We start from the raw sequence: 11,544 nt of genomic DNA, 5'->3' as shown, positions 1-11,544 counted from the left end.
CAACTACAACGGTGGCAGACCTAAGAGAAGAATTAGTAAATGGATTGTTCTCCCAAATGATGAACAACAGATTACAAGAATTGACCACAAAACCTAATCCGCCCTTTATTTTTGGATCTTCCAGCTACGGAGGTTTTGGTATAAGAGGTAAGAATGCTTATTCCTCTTTTGCAGGTACCGCGCCAGACGGACAATTAAAGGCATTAGAAACCTTATTAGAAGAAAACCAAAGAGTAAAATTATTTGGTTTTCAAAAAGGCGAATTTAACAGAGCTAAAACCAGTTACAAATCTTTTTATGAAACATTCTATAAAGATCGCGACAAGAGAGAAAGTGGTCGTATTGTAGGATCTTATGTGGATCAATTTCTAGAAGGAAATACAGTACCAAGTGTGGAGTATAGTTACCACACAACAATGGCGTTGATGCCTAATATAACTCTTGCAGAAATAAATGCAAAGATGGATAGTTACCTTCACGATGATAATCGTTCTATTGTTTTCACAGGACCAGAAACTAAAGAGGTGCCTACAAAAGAACAAATTCTTACTATTTTAGATGAGGTTGCTAATAGAAAAGTAACTGCATACCAAGACACTGAAGTACGCGAAAACCTTATAGAGAATCTTCCCTCTGTCGGTACCATCGCAAAAACAGAAGTGAATGACAAATTGGGAACTACTACCTACACCTTGAGTAATGGTGCGACAGTTACTACAAAGAAAACAGAATTCAAAAACGATGAAGTACTTATGAGGGCTTATTCTTATGGAGGAGCTAGTCTTTTTTCTGATGAGGATTATATGGCAGTTAATCAAGCCATGGGTGGCGTGACTGAAGGTGGAGTTGCTGGATTAGATCAAACAGACATGGGGAAATATATGACCGGTAAACTAGTAAGTGTTAGTCCACGTGTCGGTAATATTAGTGAAACCTTTAGTGGTAGCGCTACACCAGACGATATGGAGACCATGTTTCAATTGGTTCATTTATACTTTACCGATATCAATAAAGATGAAGAAGCATATCAGTCTTTTATAGACAAACAAAAATCTTTTTTAGGAAGCTATTTATCTAGACCAGAAAGTTATTTTAGTAATGAATTGAGCAAGATGCGATATGGCTCCAGCCCGCGTTACACTGGTTTTCCTACTCCAGAAATGATGGATGCTGCAGACTATGATCGCGCTTATGAATTATTCAAAGAACGTTTTTCAGATGCAGGAGACTTTAATTTTTATCTCGTTGGAAATATAGATGAAACACAGATTCAAGACTTTGCTAAAAAATACATTGCAAGTCTTCCAAGTACAGGGAAAAAGGAAATGTATAAGGTAGATCCTTGGAGAGAAGATTCTAAAAAACCGCGTAAAAAAGTGGTGAAAAAAGGGATTGAAGAAAAAAGTACCGTGCAAATAATATGGTCTGGTGAAGCTATTACCTACAGCTCGAAAGAAGATATGGCCCTTGACGCATTAGGTGAAATTGCAACCATTAAAATCATTGAAACACTGCGTGAGCAAGAAGGCGGTATCTACGGTGGCGGTGCGAGAGGTTCTTTGAGTAAAATCAGTTACCCCAGTTACAATTTCCTTATTTCCTTTCCTTGTGGCCCAGATAATGTAGATAAACTAGTTGCTGCCGCACTTAATGAATTGGAACTTATCAAGAAAAATGGCCCCACAGATAAGGATATGAATAAGGTAAAAGAAGCATATCTATTAGAACATAAGGAGAATCTAGAAAGTAACAGGTACTGGCTCAATACTTTATATACGGCTGGTTATGAGCAAAAAGATCCTAATAAGATGCTAGAATTTGAAGCTGCAGTCGCAAACCTAAGTAATGCAGACGTGCAAGCTGCTGCAAATAAGTATATTGATGAAAACTATTTACTAGCGGTACTTCTTCCAGAAGATAAATAAGAACTTTTTTACCTTGCAAAAAGTCCCTTTCATTTATTTGAAAGGGACTTTTTTTATTAGCCATTCTATAGGATTAAATCATAAGACCACATTAATTTTTATGACACATGTTACCTCTTTGAATCGTTTCTTGTTTAGTTGAAGCATTAAAAAAAGGTCACCAATTATGGAGCTGCATTACTAAAGACAACTATTCAAAAAAAAAACAGCCTTTGATAAATAAATTGGTAAAAGCGGTGTACATATTTTCAAATAAAATATGGAATGTGTAATCTTCATTTTTAAATGACGAGATTTTTCGACCCAAAAAAGAAGCTGAAAACTTATAAAGTAAATTTAACTTCATTTAAAAAACCTTTAAAATAATCACTATCAAACAAAATAAAGAATTTGCACAATGTAAGAACACAGAATAGATAAAGAGAACTAAAAAAATAGCAATGCACGAATTTAATACCCTAACAAAAGTATTTCTTATCATACAGAACCGATTTAAGACATCTTTACAAGTAGCATTATTAGTGTACTACTACAATAATTTAATGCCTAAAGGTGAGCTCCTTAAGCTAAAATTAAGCAGCGCTAGTTATAATTTTTGTGATCTCTTTAGTATAAAAAATACTCATAGTGAGTCCCCAAGATATAAACCTGACCCATTTATTCCTGAAGAAACGCTAACCTTTTGAGAATACACATCGAGAATAGAAGAAAGACAGTTAGGATTGCAAAACAATCCAATAAAAACCTTGTAATGCCTTTTTGTTTGTTTCTATAGCTGCCGATTTAGTACCTGCTCAAAACAAGAAACTTTTAGGGATTTTAGGAAAAGCAAAAAGAAGCACGATACCTGATGACTGGATGCGATGATCTTCCAGGTTCTATTGCAAAACGTAGGGTACTAAGAATCGAGCTTTTATTCATTAGTGATCTTTTAGGCTTTTTTTAGCGGAGACTTTTATATAAAAGTAGAAATAGTCAGAAGGCGTGGTGGCCTTTTTGATAACGGCTACACTTCATGTATACCCTTATAAAGCGACCACTTAAAAAGTGATCGCTTTATCTGTTTCTAAAACCTACATTTCCCTCAGTGAATAATAGCATTGACTCATTGCTGATTTATAAAACTTAACTTACACCCTACTTTTAACCTATGAAAACAATATTATACAGCATTATTATAACAGTGGCTATTGCAGGATGCAGCAGCATAAACACCGGAGCAAAAAATAAAAAAGTTATATCTGGAGTGAAAAATGATACAGTCCGTATTGCAAACGATAGCTTAGAATACGAAGTTATCGTTATAGAAATCGGTTTTTATGGCTGGCTGGCTACTCAACCCCAACAAGGTTTTTACACACAATCCAGTATGGAAATAAGCAATAATTTTAAGGTTACAGAATATAATTTGAGAGTTCAGAATCCCATGCGTTACAAAACAAATTTATATCCTTTCCGTATAGATTATGACCGCAATGTGGACTATGGTTATGAAGTCAACTATATGTTGCATAACTACTTTCTTTTCTTCGAACAAAAACACAATCAGAAGCTGAAGTAACTTATTTTTGCAGCATGCAAAAAATAAAAGAGAACTGGGAAATAAACCATAACTGGCAACTCCTTTTTATACTATTAGGTATTATAGGTCTGCTTGCTTCAAGTTATTTTATCGCCATACGTATTTTACCTGCTACTTTTGAAGATATTACTTATGAATATGCATTTACTGGTATAGTAACGCTGCTGTTATCTTTTATTTTTTATAAGGCTACGCTGTGGTTGTTTACAAAATTAAGACCCAGATGGAAAGTTACCTATAGATGGGAATTGATCGCTATTTTTATCGTTTTTGCGATTACGGGATCTTTATCTGCCAGAATATCAGGCCCGTTTATGGGGCTACTTGGTTTAAATAAAGAATCCCTATCGGCGTGGTTGTTCTGGCCCTTGCGCATTCTTATCATATTTCCTGTGTATCAAGTAGTACTTGTGTGTATGGGATGGGTTTTTGGACAACATGCGTTCTTTTGGAGTTTTGAAAAGAAAATGTTAGCCAGGTTTGGCATTAAACTTTAATTAGAAAAGGCTTTATCCTCTTTATAGTTATAAAGTTCTATAAGCTTTCGCGAAAGCGAAACCCCTAAAACTATACCCCACCTAAAAACAATCATAATCGTACCTTTGCTACTTTAAAACGAGCTTAGAATTAAAAGAAATGGATAACAACGATATACTTAGAAGACTGCGATTTACTCTCAATTTGAGTGATGACTCCATGATAGATATGTATGCCAAGGCTGGTGAACGAGTTTCTAGAGCTGAGATAAGCTGCTGGCTTAAAAAGGAGGAAGACGAGGACTTTGATGTCGTGATTGATGAAAATCTAGCTACTTTTCTCAACGGTCTTATCGTCAATTACCGCGGTAAAAAAGACGGGCAAATTCCTGTTGCAGAAACAGAATTGGACAACACCATCATCTTACGTAAACTGAAAATAGCTTTTAATTTTACTTCTGACGAGTTGATCTACATCTGGAAAAAAGGAGATGTTGAAATAAGTGAGACCGAATTGAGTGCGTTTTTCAGGAAGAAATCACATCCTAAATTCAAATACCTCAACGATCAATATTTACGTAAATTTTTAAAAGGTTTCCAAGTACAACGGAAAACCCAGCGTGAAAAAGAAGCGTACAGAAATTCTTTTAAAAAGTAGTTGTATCATCTTATCCATTTCAGCTCACGTAACAATAGCGTATCCTGCACGAAAAACATTAAAGATTCTGAGGTTTTGATTTGCCTTTAGATTCTACATATGTGAAAGTTATAACTACCTAACATTCGTTTATTTCAACAAAAATAGATGGTACTGGTGTTACTCCTGCACATCATCCAAACCCCACTTATCCAAACTTCTTAATATATTCTCAAGTGATTTTCCTCTATCAGTTAAACTGTATTCCACTTTAGGAGGAACTACAGGGAAAATTTTTCTGGTAATAAGACCATCTTGCTCTAACTGTCTTACGGTTTGAGTAAACATTTTATTAGAAATCCCGGCAATTTTCTTTTGCAGTATTCCAGAACGCAAATCTCCTTCTAATAAATGAAATAACAGTAAAGGTTTCCATTTTGTACCTATTAAATTCATGGTGTAATTTAGAGGACAGCTTATATCTTTATTCAATATTTAAATTTTATACTATTGATAATCATTATTTTACTCGTTTTAGTAACTATACCCCTTTTTGGTAAGTTATTGCTCCATAGACAAAGATAGCCTAATTTTGTAATCCAAATTATAACATATGTCTACTATTAAAAATTACCCTAGATCATTTTCACATATTGGAATTACAGTTCCTCGTATAAAAGAAGCTGTAAAATTCTATTCAGAAGTAATGGGCTGGTACATCATAATGGAACCTTCAAAAGTTGAAAAGGAAAGCGATACAGCGATAGGACAGATGTGTATTGATGTTTTTGGTGATGATTGGAACTACTTTGAAATTGCTCATATGTCAACTTCCGACGGAATAGGAATTGAGTTATTTTCATTCCCAAATGGGGATAAAGAAGCACCTGAGTTCCGTCCATTTCATACAGGTCTTTTCCATTTTTGTGTGCAAGATCCAAATATTGAAGAATTGACTAAAAAGATAGTGAAACACGGAGGAAAACAAAGAATGCCTATCAGAGAATACTATCCTAATGAAAAACCTTATAAGATGGTTTATGTTCAGGACCCTTTCGGCATTGTATTCGAGATTTATTCGCATAGTTACGAATTGACCTACTCCTCTGGAGCGTATACAGGTTAAACCTTTAAAGGAAAAGGACCGGGCACATTACATTATTTTGCGCTACTACATATAAGAAGCCTTCTAAATCTGTAGATTTCTAAACAAAATATATCAACGATTTTGATGTTTTTATTTTTACAGATCTGATTCCCCGAAGAATGAAGCAGGATGCCCCTACCCGATTTTAATACATAAATTTTGAAAACCTGTAGCGATAGGCAGCAGTACTAGGAGGGCTATAAATTTGTCTGCTAGTACCGCTTTTGCGAAAGCGATATCAACATAAAAACCCTCATTGCCTTTCTAAGCTTGTTTTATTCACTAACTTTAGTTCTCCATTTAGGATAGCTTACCCTTGTTAACAAGCGATATATAAAATATAGGTGTTGGAAAAGTCAGAAAATTTGAATGATTATTTAGATAATCATTATATACATAGAAGTAACTGGCTGAGAGCGGCTGTTCTCGGTGCAAATGATGGTATTTTGTCTACGGCTAGTATTGCCATAGGTGTAACGGCCGCGAGTGGAATGCGTGAAGCTATAGTTCTAGCAACATTAGCAGGACTTGTTGCTGGTGCGCTTTCCATGGCAGCAGGAGAATATGTTTCTGTAAGTTCACAAACTGATATTGAAAAAGCTGACATTGAAAGGGAACGACAAGAATTAAGCGAAATGCCAGAAATCGAGCTGCAGCGACTGGCAGAAATTTATGAAAAAAGAGGATTAACTAAAGAAACTGCGTTGCAAGTTGCATTAGAATTTACCGAGCATGACGCTCTAGGGGCTCACGTAAGAGATGAGTTAGGAATAACAGAGATAAGCCAAGCAAAACCTATGCAAGCTGCGCTAGCCTCTGGCGCTGCGTTTACAATAGGAGGATTACTTCCTTTTATGGTAACCTTGTTTCTTCCTTTGGAAAGTATGGAATATTCGCTTTATGGATCGGCACTTTTATTCCTTGCTATTTTAGGAACACTAGCAGCTAGAACGGGTGGCTCTGGCATTGGAAAAGCCATTGTGCGCATTACTTTCTGGGGAACCGTCGCTATGGGTCTTACGGCACTGGTGGGTTATTTATTTCATGTTAACGTAAACTGATCAAGTTAAAATATAATACTAGAATACCGCAACCTAAATAAGTACTTGGTATGCATCACATTCTAAAAGCATATACCTCAGGTTATATTCCTTCTGGATTTTTTAATTAAATTAGTGTTTAAGGAAACAGGTGGGAATTGAAAACCATATAACTTTAGCAATACAAGTTATACTCATTCCGTACCTGTGCGATTGTTTATGTTTTATAACAGTCGATACAGATAATTTAAATGGAGGACCTATATTAAAAAAATAGACCCTTAACAAAAGCTTTGGATCTATTTTTTTAAATGAATTCCGATAACAACCTAAGAAGGGAGCACGTCATCTCCGGGGTTCCGCAAAGAATAAATTGGTACAGAAACCTGTTTTTTTTTTAATCCTTACTGGTTTTAGATTCTAAAAATATTTTGCTCTTTGTACTAAGCAGCTCAAGAAATTGCATTTCGTTACCGTAGTTCAACAAGTTGAAATCAAATCCTTTGTTTTCAACATATCGTATAAATTCTTCCACCCGATTCTCTGGAATATTATAATTCTCTACTAAAAAGGTAGATCCGAGATAATACTTAATTGATTTTGTAGGTACCTCTGGAACGCCAAACAGTTTTTTATCTTTTACCTCAGATCTAAAAAGCGGTATCAATAATTGATCCACCACACTCGTAAGATTCAAACCAGTTACCATAGAAATAGCATTAGATTGGATACCTAATTCTTTAATTTGCTTCTTGTTTTCACTTCCAAAGTCAATGGCATCTTTACCTTTTATTTTAAAATACAATGCATTGGATTTTAAATTTAAGTTTTTTACAGCATCCACATCATTTTTAATATTACCAGTAAGTATTCTTGTAGAAACCAGAACTTCAGCTAATTTTTCAACCTCTTCAATTAGATAAATACTTATCTTTTTCCTCTCTGTAGTCCTCTTATTCACAGTAAAATCAAAGTTTTGATATTCTAAGGCCCTGATTTGTATCAGATCATTTACGGTTACTGCAATGGTAAACTCCCCCATTTCATTAGTAGTGGTTCCTTTTTTTGAAGAAGTATTGTAAATGGTTATGCCTTCAATATCAATTCCTTCGACAATAATTTTTCCGTTGACATTTTCTCTTTTGATCTCCTGTGAACTAAGAAAAAGGCTCGAAAAGAATAGAAATAATAGCAGTAGTTTTTTCATAATTATAATTGTTTTATAAAGATACTTGGTAAGTATTCACTTTTCAAATGAATAACTGTAAACTTTTGTGAAAGTTGAGTTCGAGGTCATTATAAAAACTCTTTGATTTTTTTTTGTTATCCGTACTACTGAAATTTAGTGGAGTGTATTAAGAAAACCCAACTACTCTAACTTCTTTAACGTCCAATCTTTGAATAAATGCAGCATCTAAATGGCGTTATTTTTATGTTACACCTCGGTGGGATTAATTATTCTTGAGGTACTCACCACATACCTATTTGGAACCATTATTTAAAAGTTAGAACAATTTTATATGACGTACTCCTTGAAAAATGCTTTCTTTTCTCAAACCACTCACAGAATGGGACAAATAGGACTCCCCGATCTGAGTTCTATATTAGTAAGCAATTACATGCTTTAAAACTTCTAATAACAATTACTTTTGTTTTATGAAGGAAAGTGTCGCTATTATTGGTGGAGGACCATCAGCTTTTTTACTTGCTGCTTTTCTGAACACAGAAAAATTTGCAGTTACCATCTATGAAAAAAATAAAACTTCAGGGCGAAAATTTCTAGTAGCTGGAAAAGGAGGATTTAACTTATCCCATTCAGAGCCTATTGATCAATTGATCCAGAGGTATACAACCGCAGGATATTTGACCCATGCCCTAGAACTTTTTACAAATGACGATTTTAGAAATTGGATGTTTCAAATAGGCATTCCTACCTATATAGGAAGCAGTAAAAGAGTATATCCTAAAAAGGGGATTAAACCGATAGAAGTACTCCAAGCTATTCTCAGAAACCTCAAAGACAAAGGCGTCGTTATGAAATACGAACATGCTTTTTCTGATTGGGACGCCTTTGATAATCCTATTATTAATAACAAATCAATCCCCGCAGATTACACGGTCTTCTCCCTAGGTGGCGCCAGCTGGAAAGTAACAGGTTCAGATGGCAACTGGCTGGATACTTTTTATAAAAAAGGAATCAAAACCAGAGCCTTTCATGCCTCTAACTGTGGCTATCAGATAGATTGGAAACCGGATTTTATTAAAAAAAATGAAGGGATTCCTTTAAAAAATATTGCTGTTTCTTGTCATCAGGTCATACAGAAAGGAGAAGCCGTAATTACTAAGTTTGGATTAGAAGGGAATGCGATTTATGGACTGAGCCCGCAAATAAGAAAGCAGTTGAAAGAATATTCAAAAGCACAGATATATATAGACTTTAAACCTTCACTAACCTTAGAAAAAGTGCACTCTAAAATAAAATCATCCTCCGATAAGAACAGGACGCAGATTTTAAAGAAGGAACTTAAACTAAGCACTTCTCAAATAGATTTATTAAAAATGTATCTACCTAAAGAGTCTTATTTGGATGTAGCCACATTATCAAAAAACATAAAAAGATTCCCTTTAGACATTACAAATACAGCCACTATTGATGAAGCTATATCTACCGTTGGCGGAATTGATTCCAGCGCTATTTCTAAATATTTTGAATTAAAAAATCTGCCACATCAATTTTGTATGGGAGAAATGTTAGACTGGGATGCCCCAACTGGTGGCTATTTATTGCAAGCTTGCGCGAGTATGGGAGTTTTTATAGCTACCTATTTGAATGAAAAAAGTACACGTCAGACACACTAGAACCACCGCAGTTGTAGGATTCATTTAAACTTGCTTTAATTTTTAAAGCCTTATTTGGGAAATTCCGCATAATAATTCGCTGATCTTTAAAGGTATGTTCTTATATAGCGCAAAGAAAGACCATCAAATAAGGTGCTTCCCTGGGATTGTATGCTGCATCAGCTTTGCTTGCTTGATACACCCCCTAATTGGATCTTTAACCTAGATACAAATAAAGGCTGGTTATTCCTTTTTACTATTTCCTATTCTTGTTTTCGGTTTGCTGTTGTTACTTGACTTTGATTTGGTTCTTATGCTGTTTTTACTCACCTCTATAGAATGGATAGCGTTGTTACTTTTTTATAATTCGAAAGTTTTCAAATCTCAGAAGAGTAAAAACGTAAAGAAATAAAATAGTGATTTCCGTATCAAAACTCTAAAGAACATTTGTGGCGTTAGCGTTTTAAAACACTTTTAATCCATTTCAATAAACCTACAGGTATTTTTAATGATACTAAAAATCACAAAATCCTTTCATTTAGCTTGATTCTAATTATGAAATTATCCATGGTCCTCTCAGCATTAAGGTCTACAACACTTTAATACGTCTCCCTTAAAAAACACTAAATATAAAATGATTATATTTAAATGTCTGTTAATCAAAAAGAAACGAAATGAAAAGATCAACTAGTAAATTCGGATTGCGATTAGGACTGTTATTTTGTTCAGTGTTTATACTATCTTGTTTAGGAACAAAAGAGAAAGAAGTAGACGTAGTGGTAACAGATCAACCGGCTGTTGAAGTTGCCTCTCCGACCTATTCTATTATTGTCGAGGAAAGCTTGAACCTTATGCAAGATTTTGACTTTGATGGTTTAGGTAAGCACTTTGCTGATGATGTAGAGTGGTACTGGCCTAATGGTGGAATGGAATCGCGTTCTATTATCAAAGGAAAGCAACATGTAATTAACTTTTGGAAAGATTGGAGAGCGACCTCTGGCGTAGAAAGTATGCAATTCTATAATTCTGATTTTATGCCTCTAAGAACAAATAAATCAACCGATCAATATAATATAGTTGGAGTTGTAGTACTTTATTATGGTGATATTACTATTTATGGAAAAACCGGTTCTACGACAGTAAGGCAGCATATCGTATTCTCTTTTAATGATGACAAAAAGATACAAAAGGTTTTCTCTTATTACGATAGAACTGGAATAACTCAATTATTAAGTGTTGATCTGAAGTCCACCTAATAAGTAATAGCAAGTGAAGAATGCGCCTTTTAGATACCTAATAATTTCAACATTGGTTTAACATATCCTGTGTTGTTTTATTATCAGTTTACCTTGTAGTTATATGACTCACTGCTTTTCATTAAATAAAAAAAGAGACTTCTAAAAATAAGCTTAAAGGAATAAAATATAAAATCATTAATACGTTCTGGAATTTATTTTAATTCATGCATCAGGAACCACAGACCTATCTATAAAAAAATGGTAAACAACTGATCTTTATCTATAGGATTTTCATAATTAACCCGATCTTCCTATTACTTTTTACTATTGTAATACGTACCAGTAATTACTCCAATTTAGACCGGCTGTTGCTGTTAAGAAAGTACTCAAAAAAAATAGAAAAGATTCAAGGAGCTATTGTTTTGATTTTAGCTGCTAAAGATAAAATTGCTCTTACAACACCCATGACCAATCAAATTATCTCAAGATTAAAAAAAAAGTTCGTTTCTGATAACGAACGTACCGCTATGGCACCCACAAACACGGAACAGCCCAACAATATGATTCCGTACTTGAGTTTCATCCAAACACTTTGCTTCTAGGCAATTCCCTCTATTTACAAGTGTCGGTATACTTTCAAATAATTCAGTCCAATATATTT

At 34.5% G+C, this 11,544-nt stretch carries 10 protein-coding genes; 8 read left to right on the top strand and 2 right to left on the bottom strand.

Features of this window, described 5'->3' with window-relative positions:
- The 4 genes from ACJAT0_RS10675 to ACJAT0_RS10660 all read left to right on the top strand — a co-directional run.
- Nucleotides 1–1,925 (top strand): insulinase family protein (locus tag ACJAT0_RS10675; protein ID WP_415181635.1); only part of this gene is annotated, 1,925 nt, incomplete at its 5' end.
- Between the two features lie 1,150 nt (nucleotides 1,926–3,075).
- A complete protein-coding gene (locus ACJAT0_RS10670) occupies nucleotides 3,076–3,486 on the top strand; it encodes a DUF6146 family protein (protein ID WP_415181634.1) in 411 nt (136 codons plus the stop codon).
- Nucleotides 3,487–3,500: 14 nt separating this feature from the next.
- Nucleotides 3,501–4,004, top strand: a complete 504-nt coding sequence (locus ACJAT0_RS10665) for a DUF6787 family protein (RefSeq protein ID WP_374003378.1) — start codon at nucleotides 3,501–3,503, stop codon at nucleotides 4,002–4,004.
- A gap of 139 nt (nucleotides 4,005–4,143) precedes the next feature.
- Nucleotides 4,144–4,641: a DUF1456 family protein gene (locus tag ACJAT0_RS10660; protein ID WP_374003379.1), complete on the top strand. Its 498-nt coding sequence runs from the start codon at nucleotides 4,144–4,146 to the stop codon at nucleotides 4,639–4,641.
- 159 nt (nucleotides 4,642–4,800) lie between these two features.
- Here the strand turns inward: ACJAT0_RS10660 and ACJAT0_RS10655 are convergent, their stop codons facing one another.
- Nucleotides 4,801–5,076: a winged helix-turn-helix transcriptional regulator gene (locus ACJAT0_RS10655; protein WP_374003391.1), complete on the bottom strand. Its 276-nt coding sequence runs from the start codon at nucleotides 5,074–5,076 to the stop codon at nucleotides 4,801–4,803.
- Nucleotides 5,077–5,233: 157 nt separating this feature from the next.
- On the opposite strand from ACJAT0_RS10655, the gene ACJAT0_RS10650 reads away from it, so the two are divergent.
- Nucleotides 5,234–5,746 (top strand): lactoylglutathione lyase family protein, encoded by a 513-nt coding sequence (locus ACJAT0_RS10650; protein WP_415181633.1) that lies wholly within the window; start codon nucleotides 5,234–5,236, stop codon nucleotides 5,744–5,746.
- Between the two features lie 365 nt (nucleotides 5,747–6,111).
- Nucleotides 6,112–6,828: a VIT family protein gene (locus ACJAT0_RS10645; RefSeq protein ID WP_415181632.1), complete on the top strand. Its 717-nt coding sequence runs from the start codon at nucleotides 6,112–6,114 to the stop codon at nucleotides 6,826–6,828.
- Nucleotides 6,829–7,204: 376 nt separating this feature from the next.
- On the opposite strand, the gene ACJAT0_RS10640 is transcribed toward ACJAT0_RS10645, so the two are convergent.
- Nucleotides 7,205–8,014, bottom strand: a complete 810-nt coding sequence (locus ACJAT0_RS10640) for a carboxypeptidase-like regulatory domain-containing protein (RefSeq protein WP_415181631.1) — start codon at nucleotides 8,012–8,014, stop codon at nucleotides 7,205–7,207.
- Between the two features lie 449 nt (nucleotides 8,015–8,463).
- Between ACJAT0_RS10640 and ACJAT0_RS10635 the strand changes: the two genes are divergently transcribed.
- Together ACJAT0_RS10635 and ACJAT0_RS10630 are read left to right on the top strand one after the other, a co-directional pair.
- Complete coding sequence (locus ACJAT0_RS10635; protein WP_374003383.1) at nucleotides 8,464–9,666, top strand: NAD(P)/FAD-dependent oxidoreductase; 1,203 nt, start codon at nucleotides 8,464–8,466, stop codon at nucleotides 9,664–9,666.
- Between the two features lie 653 nt (nucleotides 9,667–10,319).
- Nucleotides 10,320–10,901 carry a nuclear transport factor 2 family protein gene (locus tag ACJAT0_RS10630; RefSeq protein WP_415181630.1) on the top strand — a complete coding sequence of 194 codons (582 nt, stop codon included), beginning with the start codon at nucleotides 10,320–10,322 and terminating at the stop codon, nucleotides 10,899–10,901.
- Nucleotides 10,902–11,544 lie beyond the last annotated feature (643 nt).

This window comes from Nonlabens sp. (assembly GCF_047636915.1).
GTDB lineage: Bacteria > Bacteroidota > Bacteroidia > Flavobacteriales > Flavobacteriaceae > Nonlabens.
The sequence above is the reverse complement of the archived record's forward strand: the minus strand, read 5'-3'. Positions and strand labels throughout refer to the sequence as shown.